This is a genomic window from Pantoea sp. ACRSB (genome assembly GCF_022346905.1).
Lineage (GTDB): Bacteria > Pseudomonadota > Gammaproteobacteria > Enterobacterales > Enterobacteriaceae > Pantoea > Pantoea piersonii.
This window is the reverse complement of record NZ_JAKRNL010000010.1, coordinates 1-16004: the sequence shown is the minus strand read 5'-3', so window position 1 is coordinate 16004 and position 16004 is coordinate 1. Positions and strand designations below refer to the sequence as shown.

The window sequence follows — 16004 nt, the reverse complement described above, 5'->3', positions numbered from 1 at the left end:
GAGAACTAACGGGAGTAAAACAGCGGTATTCACCCGTTTTACCTACTTTCTTCGCCTGTTGTGGCGCGCTCGTTCGACATAAAATCTAACATTTCCGCTACAGGATATTGGCGATGCCGCCGCCTCTGCCTGTCGGCAAAAGCCTGCTTCAGGCGGCTGCCCTCTGAACTGGCTAAATATGATAGCGTTGTGAATACTTTTTCACATTACTGTTTACCGGCAGCGACGGCGCAAAAAGATCGCCCTGCCCGCCCGAGACGCCCAACCCAATAAGCGTCTGCCATTCAGCGTGTGTCCGCACGCCCGTCGCGAAAACCTGCGTCTGGGCAGATTTACACACTTCCAGCAGGCTCTGCACAAACAGCTGGTTTTCGGTGCGCCGATCGATATTGCGCACCAGGCCGGGATCGAGCTTGATCAAATCAATGGGGAATTGCCTGATATAGGCGCTACTCACCACGGTTAAACCAGCCTGATCGACGGCGATACGGCAGCCAAACGCCTGTAGCGCGCGGAATACCGGCGCTAAGCGGTTGATGTGTTGACAAACATCTGCCTATGCAAGTTCAAATAAAAATCGTTTTCTTTGCCCTTTCGTACACTGCAACAGCATATTCTGCAGCCAGTTAATAAAAGGGCGCTGCAGCAGCGAGTCGATATTAATCGGCAGCGCCAGCGTTTCATCAGGCCAGACGTCAGATAAGGCGGCGATGCGCGTAACAAGCTGGCGATCCCAGCTGTCTGCCATGCCGAACTGCAGCACCAGCGGCATAAACTCAGCCGCCAGCACCTCTTTATCGCCGTCAAAGATACGCATCAGCAGCTCGCGATGGTGCACGCTGCCGTCCAGCCGCACTGCCGGTTTCTGATAGAGACGCGGGCCGCCGCGACTCAGGGTATTTTCCAGCAGCGTTCGCCAGCGCACGCTGCCTCGCCCGGCGTCCAGCGGGTTGCCTTCGCCGTTGGACCAGTTGTTGCCGCCCAGCAGCGCCGCGCGCCGCGTCGCCATTTCCACGTTATCCATAACCTGCGACACGCTCTGGCCGCTGTGCCAGGCGCTGATGCCGATATGGATCAGATCGTCGCGGTTCACCATGCGCATCGGCGGCAGCGAATCGACCGCATTGATCAGCTGGTCCGCAATGCCGTTAGCCTCTTTCAGGCTGCGATGCGGCAGCAGCACCGCAAAATCGCTGCGAAAGTAGCGCGCCAGCAGCGCGCCGGGATAGCGCAGCACAAACGTAGAGAGCATATTGACCAGATCGTAGAGATACTCATCCACCAGCGTGGTGCCCAGGGTTTCATTGAGCATATCGAGATCGGGCAGGCGCACCATCATCACCACGCCGTGTGTGCCGACATCTTCCTGATCCTCCAGCAGCGTCGCCAGCTGGTTATCGAAAAAGAGCCGATTGTTCAGGCCGGTGCGGCTGTCCTGCGCGGCGAAGGCGCGGATCAGCGTGTCGATACGCAGCCGCTGCTCGCCCGCCTCCTGAAGATCGTTCAGCAGCAGATCGATAGCGCTGCTGGCGCGCGGCGGCCATTCATCGACGTCACCCTTGCGCAGCTGCGTTCGTTCGCCCGCCAGAATCGCCTCGGCGCGCTTTTCCAGCCGCTCCATGCCACGCCACTGGCGGTTGAGCCAGCAGTGCATCATAAACAGCAGCAGGCTCATCACCAGCACCACAAAGAGAATGGCCGCCAGGGTATAGACGCCGGTAAAGGACTGGAACCAGGTTCTGGCGGGATCGAGCACGACGACACGCAGCGTGACGCCCTGCTGATGCAGCAGCGGCACGTCAAACTGTATAAAACGGTTGGTTTCATCTTCCAGCATCGGGTTTTCATGCCGGTTAAGCCTGAACGTGACCTCTTTGCCGTTACGCAGCTCGACCCGTTCAGCATTGATTACCGTCATGGTGTGCAGCATCCAGCTGCGCAGTGCGTCAGTGGGCTGCGTCAGCAGCGCCTGGTCCACTTCCGTCGCCAGCGTTTGTACACGCTCTTCAACACGCTGGTGCGTTAGCCAGTAAACGCTAAAAGCGCAGCCCACCAGCATCAAAAACATGGCCAGTAAACTTAAAGAGGTGATAAACGCAGATAGTTTCGTGGTTATTCGCATCCCTGTGCCTGTTCGCTGCGGTAATGACCCGTTTGCCCGCCCTGCGCCGCGCCTGACGCAAGCGCGAGCAAAATAGCACAAATTTCGCTATGCGGCAGCGCCGCTGCGTAAGATGAGCAAGTATATCCGTACCAGACAACGGTTATTCTTCGTCGTTCACCTTTTCGGCGCATTCTCATCGGCGAGGCGGCCCAGGAAATTTCATATTTTAGCGGCGAAAGTCGCGCCGATCGGCAATAGTCATCATGCTGGAAAGCCTATTCGAGCCGGGAGGTGAGCGATGAAACCCACAAAATATCTGACTGAAGCCGACGTTACGCCGGAAAGCGTCTTTAACATGCGGCGCCGCCAGGTGCTGAAAACTCTCGGCCTGAGCGCTGCCGCGCTGAGCATGCCTGGCGTGGCGCAGGCGGATGTGCTGAGCTGGTTTAAAGGTAACGATCGCCCCGCCGCGCCGGCCGGCCGCGCGCTGGATTTCAGCAAGCCGGAGAAATATCAGGCAAACCTGACGCTGACGCCGGAAGATAAAGTCGCTGGCTATAACAACTTCTACGAGTTCGGTCTTGATAAGGCCGATCCGGCCGCCAACGCCGGTACGCTGAAAACCGATCCCTGGCAGCTGACGATTGACGGCGAAGTGGCGAAGCCGATCACGCTGAACATGGATGATATTTTCAAAAAGTTCGCTATGGAGCAGCGCATCTACCGTATGCGCTGCGTTGAGGCCTGGTCGATGGTGGTGCCCTGGGTCGGTTTCGAACTCAATAAGCTGCTGAAGCTGGCGGAGCCTAACAGCAATGCGCGCTTCGTCGCCTTTCAGACCCTCTATGCGCCCGATCAGATGCCGGGACAGAAAGACCGCTTTATCGGCGGCGGGCTGGACTATCCCTATGTGGAAGGTTTGCGCCTGGATGAGGCGATGCATCCGCTGACCCTGCTCAGCACCGGCGTGTACGGCAAAGCGCTGCCGCCGCAGAACGGCGCGCCGATTCGCCTGACTGTGCCGTGGAAATATGGCTTTAAAGGTATTAAGTCGATCGTCAAAATCACCCTGACGCGCGATCGCCCGCCGACAACCTGGAGCCAGATCGCGGCAAACGAATATGGCTTTTACGCCAATGTTAACCCACACGTTGACCACCCGCGCTGGTCGCAGGCGACCGAACGCTTTATCGGGCCGGGCGGCACCCTCAGCGTTAAGCGTCAGCCGACGCTGCTGTTTAACGGCTACGCTGATGAAGTTGCCTCGCTCTATCGCGGGCTGGATCTGCGGGAGAACTATTGAGTGCGCCTGACGCTGAAACAGATCGTCTGGCTGAAGGCGGTCCTGCATCTCGCGGCTTTTTTGCCGCTGGTTTATCTCTTTATGGCGGCGAACCAGGGGTGGCTGAGCGCCGATCCGGCGAAGGATATTCAGCACTTCACCGGCAGAATGGCGTTGAAGCTGCTGCTGGGCACGCTGCTGGTCTCGCCGCTGACGCGCTATATGAAGCAGCCGCTGCTGATTCGCACTCGTCGCCTGCTCGGCGTCTGGACCTTCGTCTGGGCTTCTCTTCATCTGCTGAGTTATTACCTGCTGGAGCTGGGCGTCGATAACCTGGGGCTGCTGGGCCGCGAACTGGTGTCCCGCCCCTATCTCACCCTGGGCATTCTGACCTGGCTGATTCTGCTGGCGCTGACGGTGACTTCCTTCCAGCGCGCCCAGCGCAAACTCGGCCGCCGCTGGCAAACGCTGCATAACTTTATCTATCTGGCGGCCATCCTTGCTCCCATTCACTATCTCTGGTCGGTGAAGGTTCTTTCGCCGCAGCCGCTGCTCTACGCGCTGGCCGCACTGGCGTTGTTAGCGTGGCGTTACAAAAAGTTTCGTCACTGGCTGCCGCGCTAAGTTGTCTTCTCCCCATTATTTCTGATAAAAGGTGTGGCCTTCGGGCCACGCTGGATCAACTTCGCAGATAAGACCAGTATTTTGCTGCGAATTGCCCCGAAACGGATATAATGCCCGGCTTTGTTGCGCGCGGCGTCGCCTTTTTGGGCGCGGCGGGTGACAAACGGAAGATAGCAAGGTATTTTACGCGATGCCTCAATGATTGCGGGAGATGGCAGCAAGATGGCGCATAAATTTCACATTCTGCTTTTGAATGGTCCCAACCTTAATCTGCTGGGAACGCGCGAGCCGGAAAAGTATGGGCGCACCACGCTGCAGCAGATCGTCGGCGATTTGACAGCGCAGGCGAACCAGCTTGATGTGGAACTGAGCCATTTGCAGTCTAATGCGGAACACCAGCTGATCGATCGCATTCATGAGGCCAGAGGCAATGTGGATTACATTATTATTAATCCCGCTGCATTTACGCACACCAGCGTAGCATTGCGCGATGCCCTTCTGGCGGTAAGCATTCCTTTTATCGAGGTGCACCTCTCTAACGTGCACGCGCGTGAACCTTTCCGCCACCACTCCTATCTTTCTGACGTATCCGCCGGTGTCATTTGCGGTTTAGGCGCCGACGGCTACTCATGGGCTTTACAAACGGCAGTAAAACGCCTGTCTCACTCCAATTAAACAGAGTACGGAACCACACTCATGGATATTCGTAAAATTAAAAAACTGATCGAACTGGTTGAAGAATCCGGCATTGCTGAGCTGGAAATTTCTGAGGGCGAAGAGTCCGTTCGTATCAGCCGTGCACCTGCCAATGTGGGTTACCCTGTCATGCAGCAGGCTTTCGCCGCGCCGGCTCCGCAGCCTGCGCTGGCCACTGCCGTTGCGCCGATCGCAGCGCCGGTAGTTGAGTCCGCCAAACCTGCTGAAATCAGCGGCCACATCGTGCGTTCGCCGATGGTCGGCACCTTCTACCGCACGCCAAGCCCGGATGCGAAAGCCTTTGTTGAAATCGGACAGAAAGTCAACGCCGGCGACACGCTCTGCATCGTTGAAGCGATGAAGATGATGAACCAGATCGAAGCCGACAAATCTGGCGTCGTAAAAGCCATTCTGGTCGAAAGCGGCCAGCCGGTTGAATTTGACGAGCCGCTGGTCGTCATCGAATAACGAGGCGAACCATGCTGGATAAAATTGTCATTGCTAACCGCGGTGAAATCGCGCTGCGTATTCTCCGCGCCTGTAAAGAGCTGGGCATCAAGACCGTAGCGGTGCACTCCACCGCCGATCGCGATCTGAAGCATGTGCTGCTGGCGGACGAAACCGTCTGCATCGGCCCCGCTCAGTCAGTGAAAAGCTACCTCAACATCCCTGCCCTGATCTCTGCTGCCGAGATCACCGGCGCGGTCGCCATCCACCCCGGCTACGGCTTCCTCTCTGAGAACGCCGATTTCGCCGAGCAGGTTGAGCGTTCCGGCTTTATCTTTATCGGCCCGAAAGCAGACACCATTCGCCTGATGGGCGACAAGGTTTCCGCCATTAACGCGATGAAGAAAGCGGGCGTTCCGACCGTACCCGGTTCCGACGGTTCGCTGGGCGACGACATGGAGAAAAACCGCGCTATCGCTAAGCGTATCGGTTATCCGGTCATCATCAAGGCGTCTGGCGGCGGCGGCGGTCGCGGTATGCGCGTCGTGCGCAGCGACAAAGAGCTCGAGCAATCCATCAACATGACGAAAGCGGAAGCCAAAGCGGCTTTCAACAACGACATGGTGTACATGGAGAAGTACCTCGAGAATCCGCGTCATATCGAGATTCAGGTGCTGGCCGACGGCCAGGGCAACGCCATCTATCTGGCCGAGCGCGACTGCTCTATGCAGCGCCGCCACCAGAAAGTGGTCGAAGAAGCACCAGCGCCGGGCATTACGCCGGAACTGCGTCGCTATATCGGCGAACGCTGCTCTAACGCCTGTATCGAAATCGGCTACCGCGGCGCAGGCACCTTCGAGTTCCTGTATGAGAACGGCGAGTTCTACTTTATTGAGATGAACACCCGTATTCAGGTTGAGCATCCGGTTACCGAGATGATCACCGGCGTGGATCTGATTAAAGAGCAGCTGCGTATCGCTGCCGGTCAGCCGCTCTCAATCAAGCAGGAAGATGTGGTGATCCGCGGCCATGCGGTCGAGTGCCGTATCAACGCGGAAGATCCAAACACCTTCCTGCCGAGCCCGGGCAAAATCACCCGTTTCCACGCGCCGGGCGGCTTTGGCGTTCGCTGGGAATCGCATATTTACGCTGGCTACAGCGTGCCGCCGTACTATGACTCCATGATCGGCAAGCTGATCTGCTATGGCGAAACCCGCGACGTGGCGATTGCCCGCATGAAAAACGCGCTGGCTGAGCTGATCATCGACGGCATCAAGACCAACATTGAGCTGCAGATGCGTATCATGTCCGACGAATATTTCCAGCAGGGTGGCACCAACATCCACTATCTGGAGAAGAAACTCGGCCTGTACGATAAGTAAGCACAGCGCTGACTAATAGCGAGGCCGGTGATACCGGCCTTTTTCATTTTTGTCGCCGTAGAGGTTGCATAATGGACTGGCGTTTTCTGCAAGCGAATAAAGAGGCGCGCTGGGCGCTCTACCTGACGCTGGCCTATCTGGCCGTCTGGGGCCTCTCTGCGTGGCTGGGCGGCGATGAAACCGGCGTCACCGGCCTGCCGCGCTGGTTTGAACTCTCCTGCGTTTTTGCCCCACTGCTGTTTATCGTGCTGTGCTGGCTGATGGTACGTCTGGTATTCCGCGATATGCCGCTGGAGGATAACGATGGAAAATGAAATCATTCTTCCACTGCTGGCTTACCTGGTGCTGATCGCCGGGCTGTCGGTTTTTGCCATGCGTAAACAGCGTCAGGGCAATTTTCTCACTGAATACTTTCTTGGCAGCCGATCGATGGGCGGTTTCGTCCTGGCGATGACCATTACCACCACCTATATCAGCGCCAGCTCTTTTATCGGCGGTCCCGGCGCGGCCTATAAATATGGTCTCGGCTGGGTACTACTGGCGATGATTCAGGTGCCGGCGGTCTGGCTGTCGCTCGGCGTATTAGGGAAAAAGTTCGCTATTCTGGCGCGCCGCTATAACGCGGTAACGCTGAACGATATGCTTTATGCCCGCTACCGCAGCACGCTGCTGATCTGGCTGGCGAGCGTTAGCCTGCTGGTGGCCTTTATCGGCGCGATGACGGTGCAGTTTATTGGCGGCGCGCGTCTGCTGGAGACCGCCGCCGGTATTCCCTACGATACCGGCCTGCTGATTTTCGGCGGCACCATCGCGCTCTATACCGCCTTCGGCGGCTTTCGCGCCAGCGTGCTCAACGACGCCATGCAGGGCCTGGTGATGCTGGTCGGCACCTTCCTGCTGCTGTTCGCCGTGATCCATCAGGCAGGCGGGCTTGGTACTGCGGTAGATAAACTGCGCGCTATCGATCCGCAGCTGGTCACGCCGGAAGGCGTCGGCAACGTTATCAATCCGACCTTTCTCAGTTCCTTTGCAGTGCTGGTCTGTTTCGGCGTGATTGGCCTGCCGCATACCGCCGTACGCTGTATCTCCTATAAGGACAGCAAAGCGATGCATCGGGGCATTATCCTCGGCACGATCGTCGTCGTCGTGCTTATGCTCGGTATGCATCTGGCCGGCGCGCTCGGCCGGGCGATCCTGCCGGATCTGGCGATTCCCGATCGGGTGATCCCAACGCTGATGATTACCGTTCTGCCACCGATGGCCGCGGGCGTATTTCTCGCCGCGCCAATGGCGGCGATCATGTCAACGATCAACGCGCAGCTGCTGCAATCCTCCGCTACGCTGATCAAAGATCTCTATTTGCGTATCGCGCCGCGCCAGAGCGCAAACGAAAAGCGTCTGCGTATGTTGTCCGGCACCATCACCTTCGTGTTAGGCGTGCTGCTGCTGCTGGCGGCATGGAACCCGCCAGATATGATTATCTGGCTCAATCTGCTCGCCTTCGGCGGTCTGGAAGCCGTTTTCCTCTGGCCGCTGGTGCTCGGCCTTTACTGGTCGCGCGCCAACGCCGCGGGCGCCATTTCCGGTATGCTGGTGGGTGCGGGAAGTTACACGCTGCTTGCCAGCCTGAATATTCAATGGGGTGGCTTCCACCCTATCGTTCCGTCATTGACCTTAAGCCTGCTGGCTTTTCTGGTCGGTAATCTGTTTGGCCGCGCGCCTGATGCTGCGCTGGAATAAAGAGAAACGCTATGCCATGGATTCAAATCAAAATTAACAGCACCGGCGAACACGCCGAAACGCTCAGCGATGCGCTGATGGAGAGCGGCGCGGTCTCCGTGACCTTTCAGGATACACACGATAACCCGGTCTATGAGCCGCTTCCTGGCGAAACCCGCCTGTGGGGCGATACCGATGTCATCGGCCTGTTCGACGCGGAAACGGACATGGATGATGTGGTGGCGGAGCTGAGTCAGCACCCGCTGCTGGGATCCGGCTTCCGCCATAAGATCGAACAGATCGAAGATAAAGACTGGGAGCGCGAGTGGATGGATAATTTCCATCCCATGCGCTTCGGTGAGCGGCTGTGGATCTGCCCAAGCTGGCGCGACGTGCCAGATCCTGACGCCGTTAACGTCATGCTCGATCCAGGCCTGGCGTTCGGCACCGGCACCCATCCAACGACCTCGCTCTGTCTGAGCTGGCTGGACGGTCTGGATCTGGCAGGTAAAACGGTGATCGATTTCGGCTGCGGATCCGGCATTCTGGCGATTGCGGCGCTGAAGCTGGGCGCGGCGCAGGCGATCGGCATTGATATCGATCCGCAGGCGATCCAGGCAAGCCGTGATAATGCGGAACGCAACGGCGTCGCCGATCGTCTCTCGCTTTACCTGCCGCACCAGCAGCCGGAGAATTTGCAGGCTGACGTGGTGGTCGCCAACATTCTTGCCGGCCCGCTGCGCGAGCTGGCGCCGCTGATTAGCGTACTGCCGAAAGCAGGCGGCCATCTGGGGCTGTCAGGCGTACTGGCCAGCCAGGCGGAGGGGGTTTGCGAGGCCTATGCCGATCGTTTCACTCTCGATCCGGTGGCGGAAAAAGAGGAGTGGTGCCGCATTACCGGCGTACGTCGCTAAGCTGCATGACGGGCCAGTTACCGCTGGCCCGTTATCAGACGAAGCAAGCGACGATGACGGTATAATGCGAGGTAATTACGTTCAGTTCGCAACGATGTTAGCGCAATAAAGCGCCATCTGGGCGTCATATCTCTGGTTAATTACCTGATGTGGCGCTTTTTATGTTGTGATTTACGCCATGGTTTAAGAAAAATTTTTGTTCACAATTTCAGCGTATTTTTTTAATTGTTTGATTTTTAATGTAAATTAAAAAATTGACCGCTGTTTAACCTGCTTTCTCCCGTTATTTACGGCGAATTGTTCAAAGTTTGGCCTTTCATCTTCGGTAAAAAATGCGTAATATACGCCGCCTTGCGAACAGTTACGGTCACTTCTTCTTCATGCGCATTGGACACCACCAGCTTCGTAATCGACTCATTGCTGCGCCGATGGCCGGGATCACCGATAAGCCATTCCGCACTCTCTGTTTTGAGAACGGCGCCGGTATGGCGGTCTCCGAGATGCTGTCATCTAACCCTGAAGTCTGGGCGAGTGACAAATCCCGTTTGCGTATGGTGCACAGTGACGAGCCCGGCGTTCGCGCCGTGCAGATTGCAGGTTGCGATCCTGATGATATGGCCGCCGCCGCGCGCATTAATGTGGCGTCTGGCGCGCAGATCATCGATATCAACATGGGCTGCCCGGCCAAGAAAGTGAATCGTAAGATGGCAGGCTCAGCGCTGCTGCAGTATCCCGATCTGGTGAAGTCTATTCTCACCGCCGTGGTTAACGCAGTAGATGTGCCCGTTACGCTGAAGATTCGCACCGGCTGGGATCCGGAAAACCGTAACTGTGTAGAGATTGCCCAATTGGCTGAACGCTGTGGCGTTCAGGCCCTGACGATACATGGACGCACTCGTGCCTGCCTGTTCAACGGGGAAGCTGAATACGACAGCATTCGGACAGTTAAGCAGAGTGTCACCATTCCCGTTATCGCGAATGGCGACATAACTGACCCGCATAAAGCCAGAGCCGTGCTTGACTATACGGGGGCGGATGCCCTGATGATAGGCCGCGCGGCTCAGGGAAGACCGTGGATCTTCCGGGAAATCCAGCATTATCTGGACACTGGGGAGCTGCTTGCGCCGCTGCCGCTGGCAGAGGTGAAGCGTATGCTCGTTACGCATATACGTGAGCTGCACGACTTTTATGGTCCAGGCAAGGGATACCGTATAGCGCGAAAGCACGTCTCCTGGTATTTGCAGGAGCATGCCCCTAATGACCAGTTTCGGCGCACATTCAACGCCATAGAGGATGCCAGCGAACAGCTGGAGGCGTTGGAGGCATACTTCGAAAATCTTGCGTAAACGAAATAAAGAGCTGAAAGAACTATGTTCGAACAACGCGTAAATTCTGACGTACTGACCGTTTCTACCGTTAACTCACAGGATCAGGTGACGCAAAAGCCACTGCGTGATTCGGTTAAACAGGCACTGAAGAACTATTTTGCTCAACTGAACGGTCAGGATGTTAATGACCTCTATGAGCTGGTACTGGCTGAAGTCGAGCAGCCACTGTTGGACATGGTGATGCAGTATACCCGTGGCAACCAGACCCGTGCTGCGCTGATGATGGGTATCAACCGTGGTACTCTGCGTAAGAAACTGAAAAAATACGGCATGAACTGATTTTTAGTTGATGCGGTAAATGACGCCAGCCTGAGTGCTGGCGTTTTTATTTGTACAGTTTTCACAATAACGCCTGAAGCGGTGAAACAAATGCTGCAGGATGGTAACCTTAGTTGCAATCGCGCCAGTGAAAATTACCTGCGTATTTATTCTTTCCTTATTCTCCTGACTGCCCGCTTTTTAATTGCCTGCTTTACCGTCACGCCAGTGCTGACGCCCGCTCAGTGATCTGCGTTCGCGAAAAACGTAACGTGCTTCTGACTTACATTCTGTCCTGAGCTTTGGCTCACATTGCTTCCATATAGTGAAACTATTTGCACTAATTGTGATCGAGGCGACTCGCTTTGCTTCCTTTTGGTGCGCGATAGTAGCGCTGCTCTCCCACTATTTCGGATTAATAAGAGATCTCTCCAGCCCACTCGAGTTTCTGCAAACCTGGCACCAGCTTTGCAGAGCTATGCGTGGCTGACCGCCACAGACAGGTAATAGCGCGCTGCAGAGTGCGCATCAAACATAACAAAATAATTACGCCACACAGGATGCTTTATGAAAAAGATGATGCTCTCTACGCTGGTCGCCGCCGCTGCGCTCTTCGCGGTAACTCAGCAGGCGCACGCCGGCACCACGCTGGATGCAATTAAGAAGAAAGGTTTTGTGCAGTGCGGTATCAGCGATGGGCTGCCGGGCTTTTCCTACGCCGACGCCAGCGGCAAATTCTCCGGCATTGACGTCGACGTTTGCCGCGCGGCCGCGGCCGCTGTGTTCGGCGATGCCAGTAAGGTGAAATATACGCCGCTGACCGCGAAAGAGCGTTTCACCGCGCTGCAGTCAGGCGAAGTAGACATCCTGTCGCGCAACACTACCTGGACCTCATCGCGCGATGGTGGAATGGGCTTCCTGTTCGCCGGCGTGAACTACTATGACGGCATCGGCTTTTTGACTCACCAGAAAGCAGGCCTGAAGAGCGCGAAAGAGCTGGACGGCGCGACCGTCTGCATTCAGGCGGGCACCGATACTGAACTTAACGTGGCTGACTTTTTCAAAGCCAACAAGATGCAATATACCCCGGTGACCTTCGACCGCTCTGACGAATCCGCCAAAGCGCTGGACAGCGGCCGCTGCGATACCCTGGCTTCCGATCAGTCTCAGCTCTATGCGCTGCGCATCAAACTCGGCAAGCCAGATGATTTTATCGTTCTGCCAGAAGTGATCTCGAAAGAGCCGCTGGGCCCGGTCGTACGTCGCGGCGACGATGACTGGTTTACCATCGTTAAGTGGTCGCTCTACGCCATGCTGAACGCTGAAGAGATGGGCATCAACTCGAAGAACGTCGACGAGATGACGGCTAAGCCGACTACGCCAGATATGGCACACCTGCTGGGCGCGGAAGGCGACTTCGGCAAAGACCTGAAACTCGACAACAAGTGGGCTTATAACATCATTAAGCAGGTAGGCAACTACCAGGAAGTCTTCGACCGCAACGTGGGCAAAGAGAGCGCGCTGAAAATCGCGCGCGGTCAGAATGCGCTGTGGAATCAGGGCGGCATCCAGTACGCTCCGCCGGTCCGCTAATTAACGATGTTAACGGGACGCCGCGCCGCGCGGCGTCCTGCCTGCGTTTTGTCTCTGAGGTTTCAACATGTCACAACGCCCAAGCGTGAAAAGGGACATTTCATTCGGTAATCCCGCGGTTCGCGCCTGGCTTTACCAGATTATCGCCGTCGTCGCGGTAGTGGTCGTGGTGGGTTATCTGATCCACAACACAATAATTAACCTTGCCAGCCGTGGCATTACGTCCGGGTTTGGCTTTCTTGAACGCAGCGCCGGTTTCGGCATCATTCAGCATCTGATCGACTACACCGAAGGCGATACCTACGCGCGCGTCTTCCTGGTGGGTCTGACCAACACCCTGCTGGTTTCTGCGCTCTGCATCGTTTTCGCTTCGCTGCTGGGGTTTTTTATTGGCCTGGCGCGCCTGTCGGATAACTGGCTGCTGCGTAAGCTTTCAACTATTTATATCGAAACGTTCCGTAATATTCCGCCGCTGCTGCAGATCTTCTTCTGGTACTTCGCGGTATTGCGTAATCTTCCCGGCCCGCGCCAGGCGTTAAGCGCATTCGATCTTGCCTTTATCAGCAATCGCGGCCTCTATGTCCCCTGCCCGCAATATGCGCCCGGCTCCTGGCCGTTTATTATTGCGCTGGCGCTGGCGGCCGCAGGCAGCTATGCGCTGTTCCGCTATCACCGCCGGTATCAGCTCAAGATCGGCCAGCTGCGCCGTACCTGGCCTGCCGCTATCGCTATGCTGGTGCTGTTTCCTGCTGTGGCGCATCTGGGCTTTGGCGCGGCCACGCACTGGGATGTACCAATGCTGCGCGGTTTTAACTTCCGCGGCGGCTTCGTCATGATCCCTGAGCTGGCGGCGCTTACCCTGGCGCTTTCTGTCTATACCTCCTCGTTTATCGCTGAGGTGATCCGCGCCGGCATTCAGTCTGTGCCGTACGGCCAGCACGAAGCCGCTCGCTCGCTGGGGCTGCCTAATCCGGTAACGCTGCGCCAGGTCATTATCCCGCAGGCGATGCGCGTCATTATTCCGCCGCTTACCAGCCAGTATCTCAACATCGTGAAAAACTCCTCGCTGGCCGCGGCCATCGGCTATCCCGATATGGTGTCGCTGTTTGCCGGTACGGTGCTGAACCAGACCGGTCAGGCGATCGAAACCATCGCCATCACCATGGGCGTCTATCTGGTGATTAGCCTGGTGATTTCACTGCTGATGAATATCTATAACCGCAAAATTGCGCTGGTTGAGCGCTAAGAGAACGGGATGACGATGTCTGTTACCACACACGAAACCTCACCGGTCGCTACGTCGCCGCTGAGACGCGCCTGGGGCTGGGCGCGTAAAAATCTCTTCTCCAGCTGGTTCAATACGCTGCTGACGCTGTTCTGCCTCTGGCTGATGTGGCAGGTAATTCCGCCCGCGCTGGAGTGGCTGCTGTTCCAGGCGAACTGGGTGGGCGAGACGCGTGCCGACTGCACCAAAGAGGGCGCATGCTGGGTATTTATCCATGCGCGTTTTGGCCAGTTTATGTATGGACTCTATCCGCATGAGCTGCGCTGGCGTATTAATCTGGCGCTGATAGCAGGCGTAGCCTCTATTATCCCGATGTTTATGAAATCCCTGCCGCATCGCGGTCGCTACATTGCCTGCTGGGCGGTGCTTTATCCTCTCACCGTCTGGGTGCTGATGTCTGGCGGCCTTTTCGGGCTGGAGCATGTCGAAACGCGCCAGTGGGGCGGGCTGACATTAACGCTGATTATCGCCGCCGTCGGGATCGCTGGCGCGTTGCCGCTGGGTATTCTGCTGGCCTTGGGACGCCGCTCGCGGATGCCGGTAGTGCGAACGCTATCGATCATTTTTATTGAGTTCTAGCGCGGCGTGCCGCTGATTACCGTACTGTTTATGTCATCGGTCATGCTGCCGCTGTTTATGTCGGAAGGAACCAGTATCGATAAGCTGGTGCGCGCGCTGGTTGGGGTGATTCTGTTCCAGTCGGCCTACGTGGCCGAAGTGGTACGCGGCGGCTTACAGGCGTTGCCGAAAGGCCAGTATGAGGCAGCGGAATCGCTGGCGCTTGGCTACTGGAAAACCCAGATGCTGGTGATTTTACCGCAGGCGTTGAAGCTCACTATACCCGGCCTGGTGAACACCATTATTGCGCTGTTTAAAGATACCAGCCTGGTGATCATCATCGGTCTGTTCGACCTTTTCAGCAGCGTGCAACAGGCCACTGTCGATCCCGCCTGGCTGGGCATGTCGACGGAAGGCTATGTTTTTGCCGCGCTGGTCTACTGGATTTTCTGTTTTAGCATGTCGCGCTATAGCCAGCATCTGGAGAAGCGCTTTCACACCGGGCGTAAATCGCACTGAGGTTTTCCATGACACAAAATTTGCATCACGATTCAGCTTTAATGATTTCGCTCGAGAACGTGAATAAGTGGTACGGGCAGTTTCATGTTCTGAAAGACATTAACCTGCAGGTAAAGCCGCGTGAACGTATCGTACTATGCGGCCCTTCTGGTTCCGGTAAGTCCACGACGATTCGCTGTATCAACCATCTGGAAGAGCATCAGCAAGGGCGTATCGTGGTCGATGGCATCCATCTTAATGATGATGTGCGTAATATTGAGCGCGTACGGACTGAAGTCGGTATGGTGTTTCAACATTTTAATCTTTTCCCGCATCTTACGGTTTTACAGAACTGTACGCTGGCTCCCATCTGGGTACGCAAGACGGCGAAAAAAGAGGCTGAAGAGCTGGCGATGCATTATCTGCAGCGCGTGCGAATTGCAGAACATGCGCATAAATTTCCGGGACAGCTCTCCGGCGGACAGCAACAGCGCGTGGCGATCGCGCGCTCGCTCTGTATGAAGCCGAAAATTATGCTGTTTGATGAGCCAACCTCAGCGCTGGATCCAGAGATGGTCAAAGAGGTGCTGGATACCATGATAGGGCTGGCGGAAGATGGCATGACGATGCTGTGCGTTACTCATGAGATGGGGTTTGCCCGCACCGTCGCTGATCGCGTGATCTTTATGGATCGCGGCGAGATCGTGGAAATGGCACCGCCGCAGACCTTTTTCTCAAACCCTGTGTCCGAGCGTACGCGTGCGTTTTTATCGCAGGTTATTCATTAACGACGGCCAACAGATCGACGCCCCGGACAGGTTCCGGGGTTTTTTATGCGCAAAGGGTAAATTGCAGAAAAGAAAAAAGCCCTTTGCGTATGCAAAGGGCTTTTCCTTGTTTGATGCCTGGCAGTTCCCTACTCTCGCATGGGGAGACCCCACACTACCATCGGCGCTACGGCGTTTCACTTCTGAGTTCGGCATGGGGTCAGGTGGGACCGCCGCGCTAAAGCCGCCAGGCAAATTCTTTATTCGCCGAACTCTTACGTAACTGGTGCTGATACCCAGAGTCGAACTGGGGACCTCACCCTTACCAAGGGTGCGCTCTACCAACTGAGCCATATCAGCACACTGTATTTGGATGCCTGGCAGTTCCCTACTCTCGCATGGGGAGACCCCACACTACCATCGGCGCTACGGCGTTTCACTTCTGAGTTCGGCATGGGGTCAGGTGGGACCGCCGCGCTAAGGCCGCCA

General features: G+C 56.4%; 13 protein-coding genes, 1 tRNA gene, 2 rRNA genes and 2 pseudogenes. 14 read left to right on the top strand and 4 right to left on the bottom strand.

Features of this window, described 5'->3' with window-relative positions:
* Positions 1–172: 172 nt before the first annotated feature.
* Positions 173–2122: pseudogene (csrD, locus tag MHZ89_RS20470) on the bottom strand (RNase E specificity factor CsrD).
* Between the two features lie 280 nt (positions 2123–2402).
* On the opposite strand from csrD, the gene msrP reads away from it, so the two are divergent.
* From msrP to MHZ89_RS20400, 14 genes and pseudogenes are all read left to right on the top strand, one after another.
* Positions 2403–3407, top strand: a complete 1005-nt coding sequence (gene msrP / locus MHZ89_RS20465) for a protein-methionine-sulfoxide reductase catalytic subunit MsrP (protein WP_120455076.1) — start codon at positions 2403–2405, stop codon at positions 3405–3407.
* Positions 3408–4010, top strand: coding sequence for a protein-methionine-sulfoxide reductase heme-binding subunit MsrQ (msrQ, locus tag MHZ89_RS20460; RefSeq protein WP_311784483.1), 603 nt, complete (start codon positions 3408–3410; stop codon positions 4008–4010).
* 222 nt (positions 4011–4232) lie between these two features.
* Positions 4233–4685: a type II 3-dehydroquinate dehydratase gene (gene aroQ / locus MHZ89_RS20455; protein ID WP_311784482.1), complete on the top strand. Its 453-nt coding sequence runs from the start codon at positions 4233–4235 to the stop codon at positions 4683–4685.
* A 21-nt stretch (positions 4686–4706) separates the two neighbouring features.
* Positions 4707–5174, top strand: coding sequence for an acetyl-CoA carboxylase biotin carboxyl carrier protein (gene accB / locus MHZ89_RS20450; protein WP_311784481.1), 468 nt, complete (start codon positions 4707–4709; stop codon positions 5172–5174).
* An 11-nt stretch (positions 5175–5185) separates the two neighbouring features.
* On the top strand, positions 5186–6535 hold the full coding sequence (gene accC, locus MHZ89_RS20445) for an acetyl-CoA carboxylase biotin carboxylase subunit (RefSeq protein WP_271152598.1): 1350 nt from the start codon (positions 5186–5188) through the stop codon (positions 6533–6535).
* 71 nt (positions 6536–6606) lie between these two features.
* Positions 6607–6849, top strand: coding sequence for a YhdT family protein (locus MHZ89_RS20440; RefSeq protein ID WP_103794461.1), 243 nt, complete (start codon positions 6607–6609; stop codon positions 6847–6849).
* Complete coding sequence (panF, locus tag MHZ89_RS20435; RefSeq protein ID WP_311784480.1) at positions 6839–8275, top strand: sodium/pantothenate symporter; 1437 nt, start codon at positions 6839–6841, stop codon at positions 8273–8275. Before MHZ89_RS20440 ends, panF begins: the two co-directional genes overlap by 11 nt.
* A gap of 11 nt (positions 8276–8286) precedes the next feature.
* Complete coding sequence (prmA, locus tag MHZ89_RS20430; RefSeq protein ID WP_311784479.1) at positions 8287–9168, top strand: 50S ribosomal protein L11 methyltransferase; 882 nt, start codon at positions 8287–8289, stop codon at positions 9166–9168.
* A gap of 380 nt (positions 9169–9548) precedes the next feature.
* Positions 9549–10514: a tRNA dihydrouridine synthase DusB gene (dusB, locus tag MHZ89_RS20425; protein ID WP_311784478.1), complete on the top strand. Its 966-nt coding sequence runs from the start codon at positions 9549–9551 to the stop codon at positions 10512–10514.
* Positions 10515–10538: 24 nt separating this feature from the next.
* The gene (gene fis / locus MHZ89_RS20420) at positions 10539–10835 is read left to right on the top strand and encodes a DNA-binding transcriptional regulator Fis (protein WP_000462905.1); all 297 of its coding nucleotides are present in this window, start codon (positions 10539–10541) and stop codon (positions 10833–10835) included.
* Positions 10836–11381: 546 nt separating this feature from the next.
* Positions 11382–12407, top strand: coding sequence for an amino acid ABC transporter substrate-binding protein (locus tag MHZ89_RS20415; protein WP_311784477.1), 1026 nt, complete (start codon positions 11382–11384; stop codon positions 12405–12407).
* A gap of 67 nt (positions 12408–12474) precedes the next feature.
* Complete coding sequence (locus tag MHZ89_RS20410; protein ID WP_311784476.1) at positions 12475–13653, top strand: amino acid ABC transporter permease; 1179 nt, start codon at positions 12475–12477, stop codon at positions 13651–13653.
* A gap of 15 nt (positions 13654–13668) precedes the next feature.
* A pseudogene (locus MHZ89_RS20405) lies at positions 13669–14769 on the top strand (amino acid ABC transporter permease).
* Between the two features lie 8 nt (positions 14770–14777).
* Positions 14778–15536: an amino acid ABC transporter ATP-binding protein gene (locus tag MHZ89_RS20400; protein ID WP_120455095.1), complete on the top strand. Its 759-nt coding sequence runs from the start codon at positions 14778–14780 to the stop codon at positions 15534–15536.
* A 115-nt stretch (positions 15537–15651) separates the two neighbouring features.
* Here the strand turns inward: MHZ89_RS20400 and rrf (MHZ89_RS20395) are convergent.
* The 3 genes from rrf (MHZ89_RS20395) to rrf (MHZ89_RS20385) all read right to left on the bottom strand — a co-directional run.
* Positions 15652–15767 (bottom strand): 5S ribosomal RNA (gene rrf / locus MHZ89_RS20395).
* A 32-nt stretch (positions 15768–15799) separates the two neighbouring features.
* A tRNA-Thr gene (locus tag MHZ89_RS20390) sits at positions 15800–15875 on the bottom strand.
* Between the two features lie 15 nt (positions 15876–15890).
* Positions 15891–16004 (bottom strand): 5S ribosomal RNA (gene rrf, locus MHZ89_RS20385); the annotation flags it as partial.

Coding starts and splice junctions, on each gene's coding strand:
- msrP (WP_120455076.1), top strand. CDS start 2,403: ATGAAACCCACAAAATATCTGACTGAAGCCGACGTTACGCCGGAAAGC.
- MHZ89_RS20400 (WP_120455095.1), top strand. CDS start 14,778: ATGACACAAAATTTGCATCACGATTCAGCTTTAATGATTTCGCTCGAG.
- panF (WP_311784480.1), top strand. CDS start 6,839: ATGGAAAATGAAATCATTCTTCCACTGCTGGCTTACCTGGTGCTGATC.
- dusB (WP_311784478.1), top strand. CDS start 9,549: ATGCGCATTGGACACCACCAGCTTCGTAATCGACTCATTGCTGCGCCG.
- accB (WP_311784481.1), top strand. CDS start 4,707: ATGGATATTCGTAAAATTAAAAAACTGATCGAACTGGTTGAAGAATCC.
- fis (WP_000462905.1), top strand. CDS start 10,539: ATGTTCGAACAACGCGTAAATTCTGACGTACTGACCGTTTCTACCGTT.
- accC (WP_271152598.1), top strand. CDS start 5,186: ATGCTGGATAAAATTGTCATTGCTAACCGCGGTGAAATCGCGCTGCGT.
- aroQ (WP_311784482.1), top strand. CDS start 4,233: ATGGCGCATAAATTTCACATTCTGCTTTTGAATGGTCCCAACCTTAAT.
- MHZ89_RS20440 (WP_103794461.1), top strand. CDS start 6,607: ATGGACTGGCGTTTTCTGCAAGCGAATAAAGAGGCGCGCTGGGCGCTC.
- prmA (WP_311784479.1), top strand. CDS start 8,287: ATGCCATGGATTCAAATCAAAATTAACAGCACCGGCGAACACGCCGAA.
- MHZ89_RS20415 (WP_311784477.1), top strand. CDS start 11,382: ATGAAAAAGATGATGCTCTCTACGCTGGTCGCCGCCGCTGCGCTCTTC.
- MHZ89_RS20410 (WP_311784476.1), top strand. CDS start 12,475: ATGTCACAACGCCCAAGCGTGAAAAGGGACATTTCATTCGGTAATCCC.